This is a genomic window from Bacillus sp. FJAT-27245 (genome assembly GCF_001273955.1).
Classification (GTDB): domain Bacteria; phylum Bacillota; class Bacilli; order Bacillales; family Cytobacillaceae; genus Bacillus_D.
Genome location: NZ_LIGI01000001.1, coordinates 3,091,945 through 3,115,632, shown reverse-complemented (window position 1 = coordinate 3,115,632; position 23,688 = coordinate 3,091,945). Strand labels below are relative to the sequence as shown.

Sequence of the window (23,688 nt, the reverse complement as noted above, 5' to 3'; positions counted from 1 at the left end):
TGGAGGATATTATATGGAATATGTTGTTTTAAACGGGGAAATTATTGAACGGGACAAGGCGAAAATCGATGTAGAAGACCGGGGCTATCAATTCGGGGATGGTGTTTACGAGGTTATCCGTGTCTATAATGGAAGGATGTTCACCGCACTTGAGCACCTCGAGCGGCTTGTATCAAGCGCGGAAAAAATCGGCATGAAGCTCGGATGGCCAATTGAGGATCTTGAAAAATTATTTAATTCGTTAATTGAAAAAAATCAGCTCGGCACCGGAATTGTGTACATGCAGGTAACAAGGGGCACTTCCCCCAGGAGTCACGCCTTCCCACCGGCAGGAGTTGCCCAAACCCTTGTCGCTTATACAAGGGACATGCAGCGTCCGGCGAACAATCTTGCCAACGGCGTGAAAACGATACTGGCTGAGGACATCCGCTGGCTTCGCTGTGACATCAAAAGCTTGAATTTGCTTGGCAATATCCTCGCAAAACAAAAAGCCGCCGAAGCTGGGTGCTATGAGGCCCTCCTCCATAGAGGGGAAACGGTTACCGAGGGCAGTTCCTCGAATATTTTTATCATTAAGGACGGGACAGTCTTTACCCACCCGGCCAACAATTTGATTTTGAACGGAATTACGAGGCAGACGCTCGAAAAATTATGCGTAGCAACCGGAATTCCGTTTGTAGAAAAAGAATTTTCCGTAGTAGACATGCTGGCAGCCGATGAAATTGCCGTTGCGAGCACAACTACGGAAATTGCGGCGGTCGTTGAAGTGGATGGCCAGCCTGTTGGCAGCGGAAAACCTGGACCTGTATCAAGAAAACTACAATCCCTGTTCGAGCAGGAGATTGAAAGGCAATGCGGAAAGCTTGCCATGAATAGCTAAGCGGCTTCTCTTCAGTGGAGCCCGCAGGAAAGGGCTGCCCCGGGATGAATGGGCAGCCCTATTTTTTTAAAACATAAGAAAAAGAAATTGCAGCCATATCGAAATATAAAAATATCGCTTGATAATATGGAGCATGGAGCTTGTACATCTTGTTGAAAATAAGGAATGTTTAACCTTATTTGGGGATGGTTTGCTAAAATGTACTTAAAGGGTGGATGGTATGAGCCATTATTTTTTTGCGGGTAAGATTCCAGAGGAAACGAAGCTTGCCATGAAAGGCAATATGGATGAGTTAAGAAAACAGTTTCCTTTCCGGCGCTGGGTCCATCATGAGGATTTGCATATTACCCTCGCTTTTCTTGGGGCGGCCCCGGAAGGGAAATTGGAAAAAGCGTGTTCACTTGTCGGGAGAGCACTCGCAACCACTGATGCATTCCCGCTCGCAATGAACGGTCTGGGAACCTTCGGACGAAAAGATAGCCCGCGGGTGTTTTGGGCATCGCTTTCAAAAAGTGAACAACTAACGAAACTAAGGGGCAGTGTATTTACTGCATGTGAAGAGGCGGGATTCCAATTGGAAACGAGGCCGTTCTCGCCCCATGTAACACTTGCTCGAAATTGGGAAGGCGAAGGCCCTTTTATTCCAGGAAAACTTGATGAACAACCGCTCAATCTCGGATTTATGCTCGAAGAAGTTGTCCTATACAGAACAAACATCGGCACAACCCCGAAATACGAGCCGATAAAGCGGTTCAGGCTAAAGAGCCTGGGACCGCAATAAAGAGAGAGAGAATAGAATGCAAGAGGGGCAGGAGCCGGCAGATGAAAATATTTTATTTTATTGTGAACCCGAAGGCGGGAAACGGCAAATGCGGGACGGTTTGGCAAAAAACCGAGCAAAAGCTCAAAAGCCTTCACATTCCCTACCATGCTTTTTTTACTGAATATCCGGGGCATGCCATTGAACTGTCCCGGCTCGCCGCAAAAATGGCGGATGGGAAGGAGTCTGTCGTGGTTGCGGTGGGCGGGGATGGCACAGCCCATGAAGTGCTGAATGGCCTCGGACATTATGCTGATGCCAGCTTTGGGTTTATTCCTGCCGGAACGGGGAATGATTTCTCACGTGGGTACAATGTTCCATCCGACCCGAGTGAAGCCCTTGGCCATCTTATCGGAATGCGGGAGATGGCCTCTACAAACACTGATAGCGGTTCCCTTTCCCTGAATGGCACGACAAGTCTTTTTATCAATAATGCCGGGGCTGGATTCGATGCGCTCGTGTCGAAAAAAGCGAATGAATCACGCATGAAAGGCCTCTTCAACCGGCTGTCGCTAGGGAAGTTGGTTTATGTGTATTGTTTACTGAAGGAGCTCGCTGCGTATCAACGAACGGCAGTCCGGGTCACGGTTGATGGAATTGTCCATGACTTTCCTGAGGCATGGTTTGTAACCGTTTCGAACCAGCCCTTTTATGGAGGCGGCATGATTATTTCACCTGGGGCTTTGCCCGATGATGGTGAACTTGATATAACGATTGTCCACAGTCTGTCAAAAGCGAAGCTGCTGCTCGTTTTTTTGAGCGTTTTTTGGGGAAAACATACTTCTTTCAGGGAAGTACTTATGTTGCGCGGAAAAGAAATTACGGTCCAGTCATTCTCTCCCATACACGTCCATGCGGATGGCGAATATATCGGCATGGCAAACATAGGAGAATTTAAAGCTGTCCCAAAGGCGGTCAGGCTGGCTGCATCGGGAGACCGGGCAACACACTTGGAAAAAAGGGGTGAGGCGAATGGATTCGGTTAATCGTCCATTTTTTGCATATCTAGATGCCATGAATACAATCACTGTTTTGCTTCCGCTGCCCCTTAATGATACGGAGCCAACTTCGTTCAGGCTTGAGAATAGGCTTGGCGGGAATGGGCTCTCCATAAAAGAACGCCATGAAATCGAAGGATACAGCAAGTTTATTTGTACATTTCCAGGCACTTACTCTTTTGGGATGGACCATTGGGTAATAAGCGGAAACGGCATGAGGACAGACGTTCAAATTGGTGCTGTCACGAGGAGCAAGGAGTTTGACCGGGAATTCTTTTACGAGGGGGAGGACCTTGGTTCCTTTTGCCAATACGGCCGTACGTCCTTTAAGGTGTGGGCCCCCACAGCGACAAATGTGAAGCTGAAGATTTTTCCGCCAGATGAAAACCATTTTGAATTGGTGAAAATGGAAAGGGAAGAAAAAGGGGTATGGGCCGTAGAGCTTGGCCGGGACCTTGAGCATGCTAGGTATACTTATATGGTTTCAGTTAACCAGGAGTGGAGAGAGGCGGTCGACCCCTATGCGGTAGCCGTGGCCGCGAATGGATCTCATGCGATTGTGGCGCGCCTTGAAAAAACGGGTGTTCCAAAAGTTCAACTTGCTCCGTTCAGCCACCCAGCGGATACGGTTATTTATGAAACCCATATTCGCGACTTTACGATTCATCCTGACAGTGGCGCCGTAAACAAAGGATTATATAAAGGGGCTGCGGAAGCGGGGACAGCGGGGCCAGACGGGAAACCAACGGGGTTGGCCCATGTACGGGAACTTGGGGCCACCCATATAGAATTTTTGCCATTCAACGATTTTGCCGGGGTTGATGAAACGAATCCACGGGCGGAATACAATTGGGGCTACAACCCTTTGCATTTCAATGTTCCGGAGGGAAGTTATTCAAGCAATCCGGCCGACCCTTACGCGAGGATACGGGAATTGAAGGAAATGATTGAATCCATTCACGGGGTTGGCATAAGAGTGATCATGGATGTCGTTTATAATCATGTGTTTATCCGGGAAAAATCATCTTTTGAATTGCTTGTCCCGGGATACTGGTTCCGTTATAACGAGCATGGCCTGCCTTCGAATGGAACCGGGGTCGGCAATGATTTTGCCTCCGAGCGCCTAATGGCGAGGAAATTCATCCTGGATTCCGTCCGCCATTGGGTTAGGGAATACAATATTGACGGGTTCCGTTTTGACTTGATGGGCATCCTTGATATCAAAACCATGGCTGAAATACGAAAAGTGTGCGATAGCCTGAAGCCGGGAATGATTATCATCGGCGAAGGGTGGGAACTCAATACTCCAATCACGCAGAGTGAAAAAGCAACCATCCGCAACCAGCGTAAGCTTCCATCAATCGGGCAATTCAATGACCGTTTCAGGGATGCCATCAAGGGAAGTACATTCAATTTGTATGAACGCGGGTATGCCCTCGGAAACGGAACGTATACTGAACAGACAAAGGAAGCAATTGCAGGAAGCGTTGGAGCCTTTTCCGGGGAGCCGCTTTTCAGCAATCCCGGCCAGTCCGTCAATTATGTTGAATCCCATGACAATCATACTCTTTGGGATAAGCTTGAGGCATGCCTGGCCGATGCAGGTGATCTCCTGAAAAGGAAGTGCCACCGTTTGGCGACAAGCCTCGTCCTTCTTTCCCAGGGGCTACCATTCCTCCACAGCGGACAGGAGTTTTTCCGGACGAAGCATGGTGACGGAAACAGCTACAAGTCGCCTGAAAACATCAACTGGCTCGATTGGGAAAGAAAAGCGGCCTTCGCCGATAATGTCCGCTACATTCAAGGGATGATTGAAATCAGAAAAGCGCTACCCCACTTCAGGATGAGAAGCAGCGAACAAATCCGGGACACCCTTACTGATCTTCGGCTGCCGCCGCCGCTTATCGGCCTTCACTATAAGGGTGGGTGGGGGCAGATGGAGGCCATCCTTCTTGTGAATCCGACTGTATTCATCCACCAGCTATCGCTTCCGGAAGGTGAATGGCATGTCCTTGCCGATGACCTCCATGCGGGAACCACCCCGTTAAGGACAATTCCCCCTCATGCAAATGCATCCATTGAACCAGTCAGCGTCATGGTGTTGGTAAAGGATTAAGCAGAGAATGGGGCTATTGCTTTTTTCCGCCAATCAAGTACTGCATTTTAGCGGCTTCTTGCCAGCTTTGGAATGAAATAAATAGTGTTTAAGAGTATTTTTTTATCCTTCCCCTTGACGAAAAATGGCGAAAGGGGATAAAATTTATTAGATGGCTATTGAAATTGGCAATAGCTGTCTTTTTCTTTCTACTCAATATTCACGTTTAAGCTAACTATAGACTTTGGCAAAATAGATCCGGGAACAAAAACCGATGGCTGCCGGACACAATGTAGGTGACTAATTTTGGATTATCTATTAGGGGAAGACTGGGAAATAACCCCGGCCGGGGGAGCCACGGGGAAAGCTTATTTTGCAAAGCACCATGAACAGCGGCTTTTTTTGAAGCGCAATTCCTCACCCTTCCTTGCGGTGTTGTCCGCTGAAGGAATTGTTCCGAAGCTGGTGTGGACAAAGAGGCTGGAAAATGGGGACGTCATTACCGCCCAGCAATGGAAAAGCGGACGTGAACTGGAATCCCATGAAATGGGCCAGGAACGTGTTGCGAAGCTACTAAAGAAAATCCATTGCTCCGAGCCGTTGCTTGCTATGCTTCGGAGGCTTGGCAAGGCGCCTGCCCTTCCTGAAAGAATCCTCGGGAAACTTGAAGACAGCCTCGACCCTGGTGTCTCGGCTATGCCGGCAGTCCGGGAGGCAAAGCTTTTTTTGGAAAAAGAAGTCGGAAATCTCGCATCGGCTGAACAGGTCGTGTGCCATGGCGATGTTAACCATAATAATTGGCTTCTTGGAGAAGATAGCCGACTGTATTTAATTGACTGGGACGGCGCGATGGTCGGCGACCCAGCGATTGACCTGGGGATGCTCCTGTACTGGTACATCCCCGAGCAGGATTGGGGAGATTGGCTGAGCCGTTATGGCGCCGTGCTAACACCGGAGTTGAAGCTGCGGATGAAATGGTATGCTGCTGCCCAGGCAATCGAATCCATTCAATGGCATAAAAGGAGAAGCCGTTTTGAGGAAATGAAAAAATGGTCGGACTTCCTTTCAGGGCTATTATAATTGCCCGGAAAATTGGTCGATGTCATCCACCCAATTCTGTAGCCGGCCCTGGTTCATTTCGATATGTGCATCAAGGTCCGCGCTTTGGGCGCCATGCTGGCCATACTCATAAATTTCCTGGAGAATGCCTTTTACATTTTGGTTGATGCCTGTCTTTGCCATAAGGGATTTAACGAGCCGTTCGACCTGCTCGCATTCGGCGACAGAGCCGCAGCAATCGATTTGGTGGCTGCTCAGGATATCCCTTAGGACAGAAGCTTTGTCCTGGTTGTTCAATGGCATGTGCATCCATCATCCTTTCCACAATATCAATCCGACTGAAATTAGAGGAATCCATGACTAGCTTATGGATTCCTCCGTTTGTTTATGCAGCTGGCGCGCAGGGGAAACATCCCAAACCAGCTTGCAAGCTTAAAGCCTTCATGTTAAAAATAAGAATGTATGTCATCATATAGTCGTAAAGAAATAACCAGCTTGTACACCATACCGCCGTGCGGCAAGGTTCCCGAAGCTGGGTGAGAAAATAGGAGTGTACGTATGAGATTTCGCAATAAACCGTGGGCCGGTGAAAAAATCCGGCAATATCCGCACTATGTCATTGCCGCGCCTGAAACGCATAAAGGAAAGTGGCATGAGGTGTTTGGCAATAACAACCCCCTCCATATTGAAGTAGGCACAGGCAAAGGCAGGTTCATTACCGGCATGGCTGAAGCGAACCCTGATATCAACTATCTCGGCATCGAACTTCACATGGGTGTCCTCGCATCCGCGCTTGACCGCCTTATTGAAGCGGAACTGCCAAATGTAAAATTGCTAAATGTCAATGCAGCCGAACTGCTTTCGTATTTTGCGAAAAATGATGTAAGCCGCCTCTACTTGAACTTTTCGGATCCATGGCCAAAAACGAGGCATGAAAAAAGGCGCCTCACCTATAAAAGCTTTTTGGCCCTGTACGAACAAATTTTGATTGATGGCGGGGAAATCCACTTTAAAACAGATAACCAGGGGCTGTTTGAATTTTCACTTGTCAGCTTTTCCGAATATGGAATGCTGCTGAAGGATGTCAGCCTTGATCTCCACAACAGCGGATTTGAAGGAAATATCATGACCGAGTATGAAGAAAAGTTTTCCGAAAAAGGCAACCGCATTTATAGATGCGAAGTACAATACCGATCTTAAATAATACGCGTCCATCCATCCGGGTGGGCGCGTTTTTGGTTCAAACCGGAAAAGCGGTTCCAATCATGGTAAAATGAAAAAAGTACAAGGAGGGGATAATCGATGGAGCGCTTGAAAGTAGGCGGACTCAAGCTTGTCTGGCTAAAGGGCGGTGTTACCCATATGGATGGCGGGGCTATGTTCGGGGTCGTCCCAAAACCGCTATGGGAAAAGAAATATCCATGCAATGAAAAAAATCAGATAGAACTCCGGTCGGACCCTATCTTAATCCGGCATGAAGGTAAAAATTATTTAATTGAATCGGGGATGGGGAATGGAAAGCTGACAGAAAAGCAAAAGCGCAATTACGGTGCGACAGAGGAATCCGAACTGGAATCCGAGCTTGAAAATGTTGGGCTGAAACCGGAACAGATTGATTATGTCCTGATGACCCACCTTCACTTTGACCATGCATGCGGACTGACTAAGCCGAATCCGGATGGATCATACTCGTCCGTTTTCCCGAACGCCAAAATTATCGCATCAAAAGTGGAATGGGATGAAATGAGAAATCCGAACATCCGGTCCAGGAATACATACTGGGAAGAAAATTGGCAAGCGATAGAAGGCCAGATTGAACCGTTTGAAGACAAATGGGAGCATGGGCCCTTTACGATGGTTCACACAGGAGGGCATAGCGATGGCCACTCCATCATCCTAATTGAGGATAGTGGTGAATTGGCTGTCCATATGGCTGATTTGATGCCGACCCACGCCCACCTGAACCCACTTTGGGTCCTGGCCTATGATGATTATCCAATGGATTCAATCTTTGCGAAGCAAAAATGGATTAATCATGGACTGGAAAAAGGGGCCTGGTTCACGTTTTACCATGACGCGTTTTTCCGCGCGGTTAAATGGGACGGGGAAGGGCAAATTGCAGAGTGCGTCAAAAGAGTAAGGGAACAATAGAGCATCCGTCTAGAACCATTCCAAAGGTAATAATATCGAACCGGCTGATGGCCCATTTCGAATGGCAAGCTATCATTCGGGAACCTGATTGGCCTGGGCTGAATCCATTGAAGAAAAACAGCCTTTTAAATGAGCAAAGGAGACCTGGGTTGCGGTCTCCTTTTTTAGCTAGAGCCTGTACACATCAAGGATTGTTCCGGTCGTGGCATCGGCTACAAATTCAAATTGTTCGCTTCGATCTTCAAGTTCGGGGGAGGTTCTCGTAATTCCGCCCCTGTACACCCGATATTCTATGCCGTTTTTTTCAAAAGGGACTGCCTCCATGTGGATCCACGAGCCGCTTACTTGCCCTGATAGCCTGAATTGGCTCCTTGCATGGCTTAGGACCTTTTGTGCCGGCACATCCATATTGTGTGAAATCGCGGCATTGACCGCATATGCTCCAGCAGCCCCTGCCACTGCCCCGAGCAGAAAAGCCTTCCAATTCATACAACCACCCCTTCGATAATCAATCAACCGCTGCATCTCTTTTAGTATAGCCCAGATTGGCAGCCGGTTCCTATAGATTTATTCTTGCGGGTCTGGAAACTAGCGCGAAAGTTCTGTAAAATTAATTCTGTACATAAAAAACAGCCATTGGCTGAAAAAACAATTAGGGAGTGCGCCATGAACGAGAGAACGTTGGAGCTTTTCAAAACATTGACTGAATTGCCCGGGGCACCCGGGAACGAGCATGCTGTCAGAAAATATATGAAAGAACGCCTTGCGCCCTATTCGGATGAAATCATCCAGGATAATCTCGGCAGCATTTTCGGTGTAAAAAAAGGCAAGGAAGGCAGTCCGAAAATAATGGTCGCCGGACATATGGACGAAGTTGGCTTCATGGTAACAGCAATCACTTCAAATGGCATGATCCGTTTTCAGCCGCTTGGAGGCTGGTGGAGCCAAGTCCTGCTTGCGCAAAGGGTCCAAGTCATTACCGATAAAGGACCGGTAATCGGGGTAATCGGTTCGATTCCTCCCCACCTGCTTGATGAGGCAAAGAGGAACAAGCCGATGGAAATAAAAAACATGCTCATCGATATTGGCGCGGATGACAAGGAAGATGCAGAGCGGTTAGGCATCAGGCCTGGCCAGCAAATCTTGCCAACTTGCCCATTCACGCCGATGGCCAATCCGAAAAAAATCCTCGCCAAGGCATGGGACAACCGCTATGGCTGCGGGCTGGCTGTCGAATTGCTTGAAGAGGTAAATGGCGTGGAACTACCGAATACACTGTATTCCGGCGCGACTGTCCAGGAGGAAGTCGGCCTTCGCGGCGCACAGACAGCTGCCAATCTAATTAAACCGGACTTGTTCCTGGCTCTTGATGCTAGTCCTGCGAACGACGCTGCCGGGAATAAGGAAGAGTTTGGCCAGTTGGGCAAAGGGACATTATTAAGGATTCTTGACCGGTCCATGGTCACCCATCGCGGCATGAGGGAATTTGTGCTCGATACGGCTGAGACACACAATATCCCATATCAATATTTTGTATCGGCTGGCGGAACGGATGCCGGACGGGTCCACACTTCCCTGGAAGGAATCCCGAGCGCGGTTATCGGTATATGTTCCCGTTACATCCATACACATGCTTCAATTGTGCACGTGGATGATTATGCGGCTGCAAAGGAATTGCTCGTAAGGCTTGTTAAGGCATTTGATAAAACAACAGTGGAAACAATTAAATCACAAAGCTGACATCAACACTGGAAATAGGCACCACCAGCGCTAAATAGTCTTTTATCATTCTGATTCGATTTCCATTGCGGGAGCGGAAGGAAGTTTTAAGCAAACAAGCCGGAATAGGGGATGGTGCCTTCGCCGAACATAGTGGCGAAGGCATCTTTGTTGTAAGGGGCGTTACAGGTATTTTCGGCATAATGGAGGTCAAAAAAAATGAAAATTATTATAGGTTCAGAAAACCCGGCTAAGATTGCAGCCGTCAAAAATGCGTTTAACTCGTCAGGCGTGGAATTCCTGGCAATCGATGTCCCATCTAATGTTTCAGCTCAGCCTTTTTCGGACGAGGAAACGATAGAGGGGGCAATCAACCGAGCCATGGCCGCCCTGGAACAGGGAGATGGAGAAATCGGGATCGGCCTCGAAGGCGGAGTGCATATGACAAAACACGGGCTTTTCCTTTGCAACTGGGGGGCACTGGCAGAGCCGGGCTATCCCCCAATAATCGCGGGCGGGGCGAGAATACCCCTTCCCGATGAAATTGCCGGAAAGCTGTTGGCCGGCCGGGAACTCGGCCCAGTAATGGACGAATTCACGAAAAAAAAGAATATACGAAAAAACGAAGGGGCTATCGGAATTTTTTCAAATGGCCACATCGACCGATCCGAAATGTTCACCCACTTGACAAAGCTTTTGGCGGGGCAATACGAATATCGGAAAGCAGGCGGCACCCACTTGTAATTCCCATGGCTGGCAAATTGCTGGGAGAGGGTTGTCACCAGTTCCCTGTGAGAGTATGATAGAGGGTAAAGAAGAATTTTGTCGGAGGGTGCGGTTATCCGATCATCCTCTTTCATGCTCCACACAAATGGCCAGCTCGGGTGAACCGGCCAGCCGGGAGGGAATAAAATGGGAAGAATTTTTCGTGCCATCTCGTTTCTGATACTAACCGCCTTTTTACTATCCGCTTGCGGAAAGGCTTCGTATAAGGAAGAAAGCGCGAAAGCCGTAGAAGCGGCCAAAACCGCGTTTAGCGAAAAAGCAAAAGTGCCGAACCAAAAAAACAAAGACATCGATTTTTATTTGCCGTTCGGATTTGAGATAAAAGAGAAAACGCCGAACAACATCATATTGAAAAATGGTTCTAAAACATATATTTTGTTCTACAATCCAAATGAGGATAAGGAAAGCAAGGTAGTCTATAAAGCATCTGTTGCCCAGTACGAAAAGCTTGAAACGAACAAAGAGTTTAAGGGAAAGGGCAAACTTGGCTTTTTGCTGGTAGAACAGTTGGATGGCGGCATGAACATCCTGACCACGGGAGTCGGCGGTGTTAAAATTACAACAGAAACTAAAACCTCGAACCTTGGGGAAGATGCAAAAGCGATGATGCAAATCGCCAATTCAGCCAAAATTAAAAAATGAAAACTCAGCGGTAGGCCGTGCCTCCGCTATTTTGTTTGTTAATGGCATGGTTGGGGAAAAATAAGGTGAAACGCTACCATCTCCGCTATTGCGAGCCGCGATTTAAGGGGCAGCTCCCATGGCGGGACGAATGATTAGACCTGAATGAAACAGCTTGATATGATGGGAACAAAGGTTTTTGCCAAATGGTGAAACAGGAGGAATTCATAATGAAACAGTTAGAGTCGATGGAACAGTTCGAAGAGATGAAAAACGGGGGAAAGCATGTTTTCATGTTTTCCGCGGACTGGTGTCCGGACTGCAGGGTCATTGAGCCCGTTATGCCGGACATTGAAGAGAAATTCAATGAATTTACGTTTGTGTATGTGGACAGGGACAAATTCATAGACCTGTGCCAACAGCTCGATGTATACGGAATCCCAAGTTTCATTGGCTTCGAAGGCGGAGAGGAACTCGGCCGTTTTGTCAGCAAGGACAGGAAAACACCAGAGGAAATCGCAGGATTCATAACGGGCCTGCGCTAATCGGCTGAACCTCCATCCCTCGTTTTGGGATGGAGGTTTTTGTGAGAATATAAAGAAATATAAGTATTTGTCTCGCTTGCTGCTTCTCTCTCGCCAATATGGCGCAGACGGCCGCAGGCACTTATCTACGGCTGATGTTTATCATTTTTTATAAAAAAAGACAATTTAGGATTGAAATTCGAGGTAGCATCGGCCGGCAAATAACCTTGTAAATATAGTATCGGAGGATTTTTATAAATGAAAATGGATAGCAGGAAAATGAGGAGAACGCTTGAGGAGAGGCTCTCTAAGCCCGGCCGGGTGTTTACATATAACAGGGACAAGGATGAACTGAGGGTGGAAAATGAGGAGAGCGGAAAAGGAATCACTGTCTCCTTAGGAAGCATTGTCGCCAAATGGCACCAGAAAAAAGAAACGGCAATCGATGAAGTCGTTTATTATATAGAAGAAGGCTTACAAGCAATGGACAGCGAGGCGACGATAACAGGAGGGGAGAAAAAAATCTTTCCTGTTATCCGCTCCGCATCTTTTCCGGGTGAGGCTGAAGAAGGCAATCCGTTCCTTTATGATGACCATACAGCAGAAACAAGGGTGTACTATGCGTATGATATGGGGAACTCCTATAGACTGATTGATTCGCGCCTGGCAAAAAAGGAAGGATGGGAACATGGGCAAATCAGGGAAATGGCGATGTTCAATGTAAGATCCCTTCCTGCCCCGCTAAAAGAGGACACGGTCGCCGGAAACACATTTTACTTTTTGAATACTAATGATGGCTACGATGCGAGCAGAATCCTCAATAAAGGCTTTCTTGTGGAGATGAGTGCCAGAATCAACGGTACAATGGCGATTGCCATTCCCCACCAGGATGTCCTGATTATCGCCGATATTCGCAACGATACCGGCTATGACGTGCTTGCCCAAATGGCGATGAGCTTTTTTGCTGAGGGTAAAGTCCCGGTAACCGCATTGTCCTTTCTTTTTGAAAATGGGGAGCTTGAGCCAATCTTTATTCTTGGGAAAAATAAGCCTCGGAAAAAAGACGGCAAATAATTTCATAGGTCTTTTCTCCTATCTTTTAAAAACAGGAATTTGCAATGTTTTCCCTAAAGCACAACCATTTGCCCAATCATTTGCAATTTCGCTAAAAATCGTTGAATCCTGTCGAAGTTTTGCGAAATCCTGATAAAATAGAGAGAAGAAGTTTTTCAGGAAAGAGTGATGGATTTGAGATTTATTAAAAATCTATATAGAAAACTGATAACCAACTCGGAAGAGCCTGATGTTGAGGAAACGGAAGTCCAGGCCCAAGCACCAGCACCGATAAGGAATCGTATAAATAAAGAACTTGAAGCAAAAATCATCTATGATTACCCAAAAGGCAATTTCCGGTTTCCGCTGATTCCGGATGAAAGAAGGCCAAGGGAGAGAAAACTCCCTCTGCAGGAAGATGCCAAGAAGAAACAGCCCGTCCAACGGAAAGAAGAACCGGTAAAAAAGCGGGAAATGCCACAAAAAAAGGTAAGGCCTTTTACCCCCACCGAAGTTCCTTCACCTATTTATGGCTATTCAAAACCAGCCAAGAAGGAAGAGGTTGAATATGAACTGAGCGGTTTCCTGGCAACCGAAGAAAACATTCCTAACGGAAAAGAGGGGCATTCCGGTCCGGTCCATCCACTTGAGGGTGTGCAAAACGGACGGGAACTCCCTAGGGATGTTGGAGCTCCGGAGCGTTTTAGGGAAGAGGATGTCCCTTACATAAACATGGAGAAAACACCATCAACCGAATTGATGACGGAACCTATCGGAAATGGGCTGGCGGTATCGAAGGACGTGGAACCAAATGCTTTTTTAAAAAATGGCCAATCTCAGCCATTGCAGGGTGGCACTCCTTCCTTTAATAAAAGTGAACAGGCCCAGCTTCAGAATGGTGGCACTCCTTCCTTTGATAGAAGTGAACACTCCCAGCTTCAAGATGTAGTCAATTCTTCTTTTGATAAAAATCAACAGGCCTCATTGCCTGCAAAGGAGCAGCATTTAACGGAAGAGGATGCCCTTCACAGATTGCTGAAGGAAGGGCTGGATGTGAACGGCAAAGACAGGTGCGGAATCGAGCATGAGCCGGTTGAAGTCATCTCTGCCGCTAACGTTGAAGCCCTCCCACTTCCACCTTCGAATACTGAATCCCTTCCTGCTCCTGTAACCGAAGAGGGGGCAGAAGTGGTTTCCGCTCCGGCAGCTGAAGAAAAAACAGAAGTGGTATTTGAACAAACAGTTGCGAACGAGATAGAATTGGTCACCGAATCCGCAGATGAAGTTAAAACAGAAATGGATGCCATACTGGCAGCTGAAGAAAAAACAGAAGTGGTGTTTGAACAAACAGATGCGAACGAAATAGAATTGGTCTCTGAGTCCGCAGATGAAGATAAAACAGAAATGGATGCCATACCGGCAGCCGAAGAAAAAACAGAAGTGGTATTTGAACAAACAGATGCGAACGAGATAGAATTGGTCACCGAATCCGCAGATGAAGTTAAAACAGAAATGGATGCCATACCGGCAGCCGAAGAAAAAACAGAAGTGGTATTTGAACAAACAGATGCGAACGAGATAGAAGTGGTCTCCAAATCCGAAGATGAAGATAAAACTGAAATGGATGCCATACCGGCTGCGGAAGAAAAAACAGAAGTTAGCTCCGGATTTGCAGTTGTAAATAAAGCTGAAGTGAGTTCCGGCCCGGCTGATGGACTGAGCGCCACGATAGCCACGCCGGCAGCTGATCCAAAGCCTGCCATTGAGAAAAAGCAATCGGCAGGGCGCTCCCATTTGCCGTTTAACGTCCTAATGCTGAAGCAAGATAAAAGAAAGTTTGAGGAAAACAGGATAAAGAAAAACCATGTGGTCAATTCCAATCCTATGGCCGATAAGAGGCCGGCCACTATAGATAAAAAAAATGATGATTCCGTTCCTGTCCCCCAATACTTCTTTCCGGGGATGGACCTCCTGAACCCCCCGGTGAAAGTTGAAGCGGATCCGGGATGGCTTGAGGCAAGGCGAAGTATGCTCGATGAAACGTTGTTCAATTTCAACGTCGGTGCGAAGGTTGTCAATGTGACACAGGGTCCGTCCGTCACGCGTTTTGAAGTCCATCCCGAACCGGGGGTAAAAGTAAGCAAAGTAACAAATCTCTCCGATGATATTAAATTAAGCCTGGCAGCCAGGGATATAAGGATTGAAGCCCCAATCCCGGGGAAGCATACGATTGGAATAGAGGTTCCAAACCCGTCATCGCGCCCTGTCCTAATTAGTGAAATCATCGGCAGCAGCGTGTTCGCGGAGAATCCTTCTCCACTGACAGCTGTACTTGGCCTTGATATTTCAGGCAAACCGATTGTCACGGACTTAAAAAAAATGCCGCACGGGCTTATCGCCGGCGCGACCGGATCCGGGAAGAGCGTATGCATCAASTCGATTCTTGTCAGCCTGCTTTACAAGGCAAGCCCGGATGATTTAAAACTTTTGCTCATTGACCCCAAAATGGTTGAGCTCGCGCCGTATAACCGGATTCCGCATTTGGTCAGCCCGGTCATTACGGATGTTAAAGCTGCGACCGCTTCCTTGAAGTGGGCGGTTGAAGAGATGGAGAGGCGCTACGAACTGTTCGCCCATGCCGGCGTCCGCGATATTAACCGTTTCAACGAGCTTGCGCTGGAAGCGAAGCGCTATTCGGAAAAACTGCCGTTTATTGTCATCATAATTGATGAACTTGCCGATTTGATGATGATGTCACCAGCGGATGTTGAGGAGGCGATTTGCCGGATAGCCCAGAAAGCCAGGGCTTGCGGCATCCATCTTATTATTGCGACCCAGCGCCCATCGGTTGATGTCATTACTGGCCTGATAAAGGCGAATGTTCCGACCCGGATCGCATTCTCTGTTTCTTCGCAAATCGATTCGCGGACCATTATCGATATCGGCGGCGCCGAGCGGCTGCTTGGCCGGGGCGACATGCTCTTTTTGGAAAATGGTTCTTCGAAACCGGTTAGGCTGCAAGGGACCTTCGTATCGGACGCTGAAATCGACAAGGTTGTTTCTTTCGCAAGGGAACAAAAGAGCCCAGAGTATTTGTTCGAACAGGAAGAATTGCTTAAAAAAGCACAGGTTACCGAGGAAGAAGACGAACTTTTCTATGAAGCATGCGAGTTTGTTGTCGAACAGGGCGGCGCGTCTACATCAAGCCTCCAAAGGCGCTTCAAGGTTGGCTATAACCGCGCTGCAAGGCTGATTGATATGATGGAGGAGGCTGGATTCATTTCGGGAGCCCGGGGAAGCAAACCACGGGATGTCCTCATTACCGAGGCCGATTTGGAATCCATGCAGGAAGCAGGCCCTGTCCATTATTGATGTATGGCTCAGTGATAAGGGAGAATACTGAAAATATCCGAATTTAGTCTTTGGGCGGCAAACATGCTATAATTCAATAATATTAAAACTAGCGTTAAGTGTGGCACATCTTTCCAATTAGCAAATGCCATTGCGTGTCATATACTGTTTTACAGAAAGACGTTTGTTGGAGGTTCTTTATATGACTATTTACCATTTAGTAGGTATCAAGGGGGCCGGAATGAGTGCACTTGCACAAGTTCTTCATGATAAGCAGTTTGAGGTGCAAGGCTCCGATGTAGAAAAGCGGTTTTTTACCCAACAGGCTCTTGAGCAATCCGGAATAAAGATCCTTCCGTTTCAAAAAGAAAATATCCAGCCAGGAATGGTTGTCATCGCGGGGAACGCATACCCGGACACCCACGAGGAAATACAGGAAGCATTCAGGCTAGGCCTTGAGGTTATCAGATACCACCGTTTCCTTGGTGAATTCATGCAAAATTTTGTCAGTGTCGGCGTTACCGGCGCACATGGAAAGACATCGACGACAGGGCTGCTTGCCCATGTTATGAAAGGGGCAAAGCCAACTTCCTACCTGATTGGGGACGGGACAGGCAAGGGAGAGCTCAATGCCACTTATTTTGTGTTTGAAGCATGTGAATACAGGAGGCACTTCCTGTCCTATTACCCTGATTATGCAATCATGACGAACATAGACTTTGACCATCCCGATTATTTTGCCAATATCGAGGACGTTTTTTCAGCATTCCAGGAGATGGCCCAGCAAGTTAAAAAAGGAATTATTGCATGTGGAGATGACGAGCAGCTTCAAAAGATCCAGGCCCAAGTGCCGGTACTCTTTTACGGATTTGGCGAAGATAATGACTTTCAGGCACGCAATGTCGTCAAAAGCCCTGAAGGGACAACCTTTGACGTTTTTGTCCGCAATACATTCTTTGATACGTTCTCCATTCCGGCGTACGGGGACCACAATGTCCTGAATTCCTTGTCCGTTATCGCACTTTGCCATTATGAAGGAATTGACGTGAACCTGGTAAAAGAGCAGCTGAAAACATTTGAAGGCGTTAAAAGAAGATTTACCGAAAAGGAGTTGGGCAGCCAGACCGTCATAGACGATTATGCCCACCATCCAACGGAAATCAAGGCGACGCTTGACGCTGCGCGGCAGAAATACCCGGAAAGGGAAATTGTAGCGGTGTTCCAGCCCCACACCTTCACAAGGACTCAGGCGTTTCTGCAGGAGTTCGCTGACAGCCTTAGCAAGGCGGATAAAGTGTATCTGTGTGACATTTTCGGATCAGCAAGGGAAAAACAGGGCAAACTCTCCATTATGGATCTCGCGGAAAAGATTGGCGGGGCGGAAATCCTGTCAGAGGAAGGCACGGATATTCTCCGAGGGCATGAAGGCAGCGTTATTATTTTCATGGGAGCCGGGGATATCCAGAAATTCCAGGAAGCCTATGAAAAGGCCTATACCGCTTAGAGCCCGTGAATAAGGTGAAAAAAGGATGCAGGCTTGCCTGCATCCTTTTCTGTATTGTATCACCTCTAAAAGGGCGTGAATCCCCAAATGGGCCGGCTGGAATATACAGCAACTGTCCCTAAAGGTCCGATTGGTGAAATGCAGTGTAACTTGCCGCTGTGGCTTTCAGCGGCCTAGTTGAACCAATCGGGTTCGTATTGCCGCTTAATCTCCGCCTTAGCGATGATTCTAGCGGCGGAAGAACGCGGCTAACCATCGGCGGGAAACCGTCGTTACCGGAAGCTTCACACTACTTCAAGTTCTCGGGATTCAGCATTTCAAGTTCCGGGAGGACGAACCGGCCATCCTTCCTGATTAACACATCATCAAAATAAATTTCCCCGCCGCCGTATTCAGGCCGCTGGATGTTGACCATGTCCCAGTGAATATTGGAATGGTTTCCGTTATATGCGTCATCGTAGCATTGGCCAGGCGTAAAATGGAAGCTGCCGTCAATTTTTTCATCGAACAGAATATCCTGCATCGGAGTTTGGATATACGGGTTCACCCCAATCGCGAATTCCCCTACATAACGCGCTCCTTCGTCGGTGTCAAAGATTTTATTGATGCGTTCGGAGTCATTTGATTCAGCTTCAATTATTTTGCCGTCTTTAAATGTCAGCTTGACGTTTTCAAAGGTGAATCCCTGGTATGGCGAAGGTGTATTGTACGTAATTGTGCCGTTTACCGAGTCACGGACAGGGGCCGTATAAACCTCCCCGTCCGGAATATTCATGTTGCCTGCGCATTTTATAGCGGGTATATCCTTGATTGAAAAGGACAAATCGGTCCCCGGGCCGGTAATGCGGACCTTATCCGTCCTGTCCATCAATTCAACAAGGCTATCCATCGCGGCCGCCATCTTGCTATAATCCAAATTGCAAACATCAAAGTAAAAGTCTTCAAATGCTTCGGTGCTCATTTTTGCGAGCTGGGCCATAGAGGAGGTAGGATAGCGAAGAACAACCCATTTTGTTTTCGGTACCCTGATATCCCGGTGGACCTTCTTTCCGATTGTGCTTCCATGGATTTTCATTTTCTCATCCGGGACATCCGCATGTTCATTAATGTTATTTCCGGACCTGAGGCCTATGTATGCGTCCATCTCCTTCATGACAGCCGCTTCAAAATCAGCCATCATTGAAAAATTCTCCTTTTGGGCGTCCATCAGGAGAGCCCGGTCAACCTGGTGGTCTTTCAGTGATACGAACGGGTAGCCTCCCGCCGCGTAGGCTTCCTTAACAAGCGCGATGACAAGCTCACGCTGCAGCCCAAAGTTTTCAATTAGTACTTTTTCTCCCTTTTTAAGCTGGACAGAGTAATTAATCAGGTTTCTGGCCAGTTTTTCAATCCGTGGATCTTTCATGCTTCAGCCTCCAATATTCTCCAAAGTGCACTTCAATTATTAGTTTAACCGAAAGAGGCGGCAAAGTTGACCAATTAGATTCTTTCACATAATATTTTTATATAAATTAAACTAAAGGATTGCCATGCAGGACCGAAGTGCCTGGAGCGCAGGTCGAACAACGTGAAAAACATAAGTTTAATTTATATAGATAGGGAAGGAAATAAAATAGTTTTATGGAAATAATATTAATGCTCCCTGTTTATTGAAATGCGGTATGGGTAAAAGTAAGTGAAGATTAACGGAGGTGCGGTGTTTATGGTAATAATCCTTTACTTAAGTGTGGCGCTCATTGCCATTGCATTTTTGGTCCTTGTAATTTATTTGGCGAAGACACTTAAATCGCTGCAGGGCACCTTGGAGAGTGTCTCGAAGACACTTGTAGGCCTTGAGAGCCAGCTTGACGGGGTAACGAAGGAAACAGCAGTGCTTTTGCATAAAACGAATGCTCTTGCGGATGATATACACAGGAAATCCGAGAGCCTGAACACTGTTGTCGATGCTGTAAAAGGTGTCGGAATGTCCGTCAACAAATTCAACCAATCTGTTCAGACGATTGTCGGATCCGTGGACAGGCAAATCGATCAAAACAAGGAAAAAATTTCGCAAATTGTCCAATGGAGCAATGTCCTGCTTGAATTGAAGGACAAGTGGAATGCAAGAAAACAGACAGCAGCCGCTTCAGCGTTAAAGAGCGAGCCAACAGCGCCCCGAGCACAACGGGGGAATTTAGAATAAGGAGGCAATTTCAATGGCAGGAAGAGACAATGAATACCGGGATTATGATGACAGGAATGTTACCTCTAAGGATTTTCTGGCAGGTGCGGTGATTGGCGGCCTTATCGGTGCGGCCGCCGCATTATTCCTTGCCCCTAAATCCGGGCGGGAGCTGCGTGAGACAGTTTCCGGCCAGGCAGTGGCCCTAAAAGAAAGAACGGCCCAGATGCGGGAATCGGTTATGGAAAAGACTAACGAGCTTACGAGCATGACCAAGGAAAAAACTGCTGCATTGGCGCAAGCGGTAAGTCAGCAATCCACAAACCTGATGGACAAGGTTAAAGGCAATGGGGACGGCCAACAGGAAGCAGAACAGCAAGAAAATGAAACGGAATACATTCCTTTGGAAATGTCCAATAAACCATTCGAGGATCTAACCTTATCCGACGATGCGGAAGTAAGGGAAAAGCTTGAAGAGGTCAAGGAAGCCTTGGATGAAGAGGAAACGAAATACAGCTGATTTTTGAAACCAATTATTTGCCCGATGAGGCGGTGAAGTGATACGATTGCTTCACCGTTTTCTATCGTTTGGAAAATAGAAAAGAAATAAAGTGAGGGAAGCAGGCCAATGATAAACACGCTTGAATCGATTGAACAGCTGCAGGATATATTGCAGAAGGAACCAAAAGTGATGATATTAAAACATAGCAGCACTTGCCCGATCTCACATGCGGCGTTTGAGGAATACGGGGATTTTGCGGGACAGGACGACATCCCGGCCTGGATGCTGATTGTCCAGGAATCCCGGCCGCTTTCAAATTATATTGCAGAAACGTATGGCATCAAACATGAATCGCCGCAGGCTATTCTATTTCAGGGAGGAAAGCCAGTGTGGAATGCTTCACATTGGAAAATAACAAAGCGTTCTCTCGCAGAGGCGGCAAATGCGTAAAAAAGGCATCCATGATGCCTTTTTTTCGTATCATTTTTTGGTTCTTCACCACAAAGAGTGGTTTTTAAGAATGCCCTAATACCGTATCATCCGCCGACTGTGCGACACACTAGTTGAAAGTTTCCCCTAAAGTGAAAGTACCGCTTTTATAAGATACTACAGGAGAAAAAAATCAAATCTTCTTGCCAGGCAGCAGGACTCATAGCCACTGGCATTCCTTCGGGTATTAAAAGAAGATTTAACGCCCGAACAACATTGGGCAGCACGTCCTGCGGGCATTAAAAGAAGACTTACTGCATGAACAGTATTGGATAGCCTTACCTTCGGGCGCCAAAAGGAAGATAAGCCACTTCCATAGGGCTTATTTTTATATAAAAAAACGAGAATTTAGAATAATCTATAGGCTTTAGTGCTTAAAAGCGTTTAATTAATAAAGAAATAATGGTGACAAAGCAAAAACAATGAAGTATAATAAACCCTATTACACAAGTTTGTACCATGGCAGGGCATTTAGCCAGCCATTTATTTAATAAAACACAACATCAGATTGTCAGATGCCCGGCTTGTAGCCAGGCACGGAAAGGATGGATTGGCATGAATGAATTGGACAAGTTGAGAGCCCGCATCGATGAACTGAATATGGATCTTTTGGAAATCATCAATGAACGGGGAAGGCTGGCACAGGAAATCGGGCGGGTAAAGGAAAACCAGGGGGTTTACCGTTTTGACCCGGTACGGGAAAGAAAAATGCTTGATGTCATTAAACAAAAAAATGACGGCCCTTTCGAAAATTCGACGATTGAACATATTTTTAAAGAAATTTTTAAAGCAAGCCTGGAATTGCAGGAAGATGATCACCGAAAGGCGCTGCTCGTATCGAGGAAGAAGCATCCCGAAAATACGATTATTGAAATTAATGGTGAAAAGCTAGGCGATGGAACGCCACACTTTGTTTTTGGCCCATGCGCTGTAGAATCTTATGAACAAGTGGCCCAGGTAGCCGCACATATGCAGAAAAAAGGATTGAGGCTCCTGCGCGGCGGGGCATTCAAACCAAGGACATCACCATATGATTTCCAGGGCCTTGGAGTTGAAGGCCTGAAAATTCTGAAGAGGGTCGCAAGGGAATACAATATGGCCGTCATTAGTGAAATCGTCAATCCCTCTGATATCGAAATGGCCGAAGAATATTTGGATGTTATCCAGATTGGCGCGCGGAATATGCAGAACTTCGAGTTGCTTAAGGCTGCAGGCGCTGCAACAAAGCCAATCCTTCTAAAGCGTGGAATCGCGGCTACCATTGAAGAGTTCATCAACGCAGCCGAATACATTATGTCGCAGGGCAATGGGAACATCATTCTTTGTGAACGCGGCATAAGGACCTATGAAAAAGCGACAAGGAATACGCTGGATATCACAGCTGTGCCAATTCTAAAGCAGGAAACACATCTTCCTGTCATGGTCGATGTCACACACTCGACAGGAAGAAGGGATCTCCTGCTTCCGGCGGCCAAGGCGGCGCTAGCAATCGGCGCTGACGGCGTTATGGCGGAAGTCCATCCTGACCCTGCGGTCGCATTGTCCGATTCAGCCCAGCAAATGAATCTTGACCAATTCGATCATTTCCTGAGCGAAATTATGGCGTCCAATCTAGTCCGTTCGTAATATAGGCAATTGCCTTCTGTCCATTGGCAGAAGGCTTTTGTTTTTACTATTGCGGAAAAGGGCATTAATATTTATTATGTATGCCTTTCGAATTGCAGCAATCTGCCGCTTGTCGTATGATTAAAATCAATTAATATGTTTACTTTCTCACAAGCGAAATGACTAGCAACGTTCAATTTGATGTAAAATAAACTATATGGCTTGCTTTAAGGAGTGTAATGAAAAATGAATATCACGATTTATGATGTTGCCAGGGAAGCGAATGTTTCAATGGCGACGGTTTCAAGGGTAGTGAATGGCAACCCAAATGTTAAGCCCGCAACAAGAAAAAAGGTTTTGGAAGTCATCGACAGGCTTGGATATCGCCCGAACGCAGTCGCAAGGGGCCTTGCCAGCAAGAAGACAACAACGGTGGGGGTCATTATCCCTGACATCTCCAACATCTTCTTCGCCGAGCTTGCACGAGGGATTGAGGATATTGCAACAATGTATAAATATAACATCATCCTAAGCAATTCCGACCAAAACAAGGACAAGGAACTGCATTTATTAAATACTATGCTTGGCAAGCAAGTGGATGGCCTAGTTTTCATGAGCGGCAATATTACGGAGGAACATGTTGAAGAGTTTAAAAAGTCACCTGTTCCAATTGTTCTGGCTGGTTCAATCGAACAGTCCGAGGAAATCCCATCCGTCAATATAGATTATGAACAAGCTGTATTTGACAGTGTAAAGGATTTTGTGGACCGCGGACATAAGGACATTGCTTTTGTGGTAGGCCCCCTTCATGAGCCAAAAAACAGCGTGAAGAAGCTGGGAGGCTACAAGCGAGCGCTTGAAGAGGCTGGCCTGCCGATCAATGAAGAATATATCGTTGAGGGTGATTATACCTACGATTCAGGTATGGAGGCGATCCAAAAGCTGATGGGTGCAAAGAAACGCCCTACCGCCATCCTGGTCGGTTCGGATGAAATGGCCCTTGGCGTAATCCATGGGGGATTGGATATGGGTTATTCCATCCCTGAGGACTATGAAGTCATAACTTCCGATAATACAAGGCTCTCAATGATGGTTCGGCCGCAATTGACGACAATTGTCCAGCCATTGTACGATATTGGCGCAGTTGCGATGAGGCTCCTGACAAAGTATATGAACAAGGAGAAAGTTGAAGAGCATACCGTTGTGCTTCCCCATAGAATTGACTACAGGAAATCGACGAAGTAAAGATTTAAAAAGAAGGCCCGGCTTAACTTGTCCGGGCCTTTTTGTATGATGTATAGCGAGCGATTAATGGAATTAAAAATGAGATGGCTTTATGTGGTGCGCCAATCCCCCCGCGTGAAATCAAG

Annotated in this window: 22 protein-coding genes; 19 read left to right on the top strand and 3 right to left on the bottom strand. The window is 47.0% G+C overall.

Annotated elements, in window-relative coordinates:
* The first annotated feature begins 13 nt into the window (after positions 1 to 13).
* The 5 genes from dat to ADU24_RS15195 all read left to right on the top strand — a co-directional run bounded on the left by dat (position 14) and on the right by ADU24_RS15195 (position 5,873).
* Positions 14 to 880, top strand: a complete 867-nt coding sequence (dat, locus tag ADU24_RS15215) for a D-amino-acid transaminase (RefSeq protein ID WP_053367432.1) — start codon at positions 14 to 16, stop codon at positions 878 to 880.
* Between the two features lie 220 nt (positions 881 to 1,100).
* Positions 1,101 to 1,661 carry an RNA 2',3'-cyclic phosphodiesterase gene (gene thpR / locus ADU24_RS15210; RefSeq protein WP_082306933.1) on the top strand — a complete coding sequence of 187 codons (561 nt, stop codon included), beginning with the start codon at positions 1,101 to 1,103 and terminating at the stop codon, positions 1,659 to 1,661.
* 41 nt (positions 1,662 to 1,702) lie between these two features.
* Positions 1,703 to 2,686, top strand: coding sequence for a diacylglycerol/lipid kinase family protein (locus tag ADU24_RS15205; RefSeq protein ID WP_082306932.1), 984 nt, complete (start codon positions 1,703 to 1,705; stop codon positions 2,684 to 2,686).
* Complete coding sequence (pulA, locus tag ADU24_RS15200) at positions 2,673 to 4,814, top strand: type I pullulanase (protein ID WP_053367430.1); 2,142 nt, start codon at positions 2,673 to 2,675, stop codon at positions 4,812 to 4,814. The genes ADU24_RS15205 and pulA overlap by 14 nt, the downstream gene beginning before the upstream one ends.
* Positions 4,815 to 5,099: 285 nt before the next feature.
* Entirely contained in the window at positions 5,100 to 5,873 is a 774-nt protein-coding gene (locus ADU24_RS15195) for a phosphotransferase family protein (protein WP_053367429.1), read from the top strand.
* Here ADU24_RS15195 and ADU24_RS15190 read toward each other — a convergent pair.
* Entirely contained in the window at positions 5,868 to 6,155 is a 288-nt protein-coding gene (locus ADU24_RS15190) for a YtzH-like family protein (protein ID WP_053367428.1), read from the bottom strand. The genes ADU24_RS15195 and ADU24_RS15190 overlap by 6 nt on opposite strands.
* Positions 6,156 to 6,410: 255 nt before the next feature.
* Between ADU24_RS15190 and trmB the strand changes: the two genes are divergently transcribed.
* Both trmB and ADU24_RS15180 read left to right on the top strand, forming a co-directional pair.
* Positions 6,411 to 7,052, top strand: coding sequence for a tRNA (guanosine(46)-N7)-methyltransferase TrmB (gene trmB, locus ADU24_RS15185; protein ID WP_053367427.1), 642 nt, complete (start codon positions 6,411 to 6,413; stop codon positions 7,050 to 7,052).
* A 102-nt stretch (positions 7,053 to 7,154) separates the two neighbouring features.
* Positions 7,155 to 8,003 carry a YtnP family quorum-quenching lactonase gene (locus tag ADU24_RS15180; RefSeq protein ID WP_053367426.1) on the top strand — a complete coding sequence of 283 codons (849 nt, stop codon included), beginning with the start codon at positions 7,155 to 7,157 and terminating at the stop codon, positions 8,001 to 8,003.
* 168 nt (positions 8,004 to 8,171) lie between these two features.
* Here ADU24_RS15180 and ADU24_RS15175 read toward each other — a convergent pair whose 3' ends face one another.
* Positions 8,172 to 8,492, bottom strand: a complete 321-nt coding sequence (locus ADU24_RS15175) for a PepSY domain-containing protein (RefSeq protein WP_053367425.1) — start codon at positions 8,490 to 8,492, stop codon at positions 8,172 to 8,174.
* Between the two features lie 177 nt (positions 8,493 to 8,669).
* Between ADU24_RS15175 and ADU24_RS15170 the strand changes: the two genes are divergently transcribed.
* From ADU24_RS15170 to murC, 7 genes are all read left to right on the top strand, one after another.
* Positions 8,670 to 9,743, top strand: coding sequence for a M42 family metallopeptidase (locus ADU24_RS15170; RefSeq protein WP_053367424.1), 1,074 nt, complete (start codon positions 8,670 to 8,672; stop codon positions 9,741 to 9,743).
* Positions 9,744 to 9,941: 198 nt separating this feature from the next.
* Positions 9,942 to 10,466 (top strand): DUF84 family protein, encoded by a 525-nt coding sequence (locus tag ADU24_RS15165; protein WP_053367423.1) that lies wholly within the window; start codon positions 9,942 to 9,944, stop codon positions 10,464 to 10,466.
* A 168-nt stretch (positions 10,467 to 10,634) separates the two neighbouring features.
* The gene (locus ADU24_RS15160) at positions 10,635 to 11,150 is read left to right on the top strand and encodes a hypothetical protein (protein WP_053367422.1); all 516 of its coding nucleotides are present in this window, start codon (positions 10,635 to 10,637) and stop codon (positions 11,148 to 11,150) included.
* A gap of 209 nt (positions 11,151 to 11,359) precedes the next feature.
* On the top strand, positions 11,360 to 11,674 hold the full coding sequence (locus ADU24_RS15155; protein ID WP_053367421.1) for a thioredoxin family protein: 315 nt from the start codon (positions 11,360 to 11,362) through the stop codon (positions 11,672 to 11,674).
* A 237-nt stretch (positions 11,675 to 11,911) separates the two neighbouring features.
* Positions 11,912 to 12,727 (top strand): DUF1444 domain-containing protein, encoded by an 816-nt coding sequence (locus ADU24_RS15150; RefSeq protein WP_053367420.1) that lies wholly within the window; start codon positions 11,912 to 11,914, stop codon positions 12,725 to 12,727.
* Between the two features lie 168 nt (positions 12,728 to 12,895).
* A complete protein-coding gene (locus tag ADU24_RS22655) occupies positions 12,896 to 16,078 on the top strand; it encodes a DNA translocase FtsK (RefSeq protein ID WP_082306931.1) in 3,183 nt (1,060 codons plus the stop codon).
* 181 nt (positions 16,079 to 16,259) lie between these two features.
* Positions 16,260 to 17,561 carry a UDP-N-acetylmuramate--L-alanine ligase gene (gene murC, locus ADU24_RS15140; protein WP_053367419.1) on the top strand — a complete coding sequence of 434 codons (1,302 nt, stop codon included), beginning with the start codon at positions 16,260 to 16,262 and terminating at the stop codon, positions 17,559 to 17,561.
* A 289-nt stretch (positions 17,562 to 17,850) separates the two neighbouring features.
* On the opposite strand, the gene ADU24_RS15135 is transcribed toward murC, so the two are convergent.
* Entirely contained in the window at positions 17,851 to 18,966 is a 1,116-nt protein-coding gene (locus ADU24_RS15135; protein ID WP_053367418.1) for an aminopeptidase, read from the bottom strand.
* A 297-nt stretch (positions 18,967 to 19,263) separates the two neighbouring features.
* Between ADU24_RS15135 and ADU24_RS15130 the strand changes: the two genes are divergently transcribed.
* The 5 genes from ADU24_RS15130 to ccpA all read left to right on the top strand — a co-directional run bounded on the left by ADU24_RS15130 (position 19,264) and on the right by ccpA (position 23,563).
* Positions 19,264 to 19,743, top strand: coding sequence for a DUF948 domain-containing protein (locus ADU24_RS15130; protein WP_053367417.1), 480 nt, complete (start codon positions 19,264 to 19,266; stop codon positions 19,741 to 19,743).
* 13 nt (positions 19,744 to 19,756) lie between these two features.
* On the top strand, positions 19,757 to 20,242 hold the full coding sequence (locus ADU24_RS15125; protein ID WP_053367416.1) for a YtxH domain-containing protein: 486 nt from the start codon (positions 19,757 to 19,759) through the stop codon (positions 20,240 to 20,242).
* Positions 20,243 to 20,350: 108 nt separating this feature from the next.
* Positions 20,351 to 20,674: a bacillithiol system redox-active protein YtxJ gene (gene ytxJ, locus ADU24_RS15120; protein WP_053367415.1), complete on the top strand. Its 324-nt coding sequence runs from the start codon at positions 20,351 to 20,353 to the stop codon at positions 20,672 to 20,674.
* Positions 20,675 to 21,268: 594 nt separating this feature from the next.
* Positions 21,269 to 22,339 (top strand): bifunctional 3-deoxy-7-phosphoheptulonate synthase/chorismate mutase, encoded by a 1,071-nt coding sequence (locus tag ADU24_RS15115; protein ID WP_053367414.1) that lies wholly within the window; start codon positions 21,269 to 21,271, stop codon positions 22,337 to 22,339.
* A 225-nt stretch (positions 22,340 to 22,564) separates the two neighbouring features.
* Positions 22,565 to 23,563 carry a catabolite control protein A gene (gene ccpA / locus ADU24_RS15110; protein WP_053367413.1) on the top strand — a complete coding sequence of 333 codons (999 nt, stop codon included), beginning with the start codon at positions 22,565 to 22,567 and terminating at the stop codon, positions 23,561 to 23,563.
* The last annotated feature ends 125 nt before the right edge of the window (positions 23,564 to 23,688 follow it).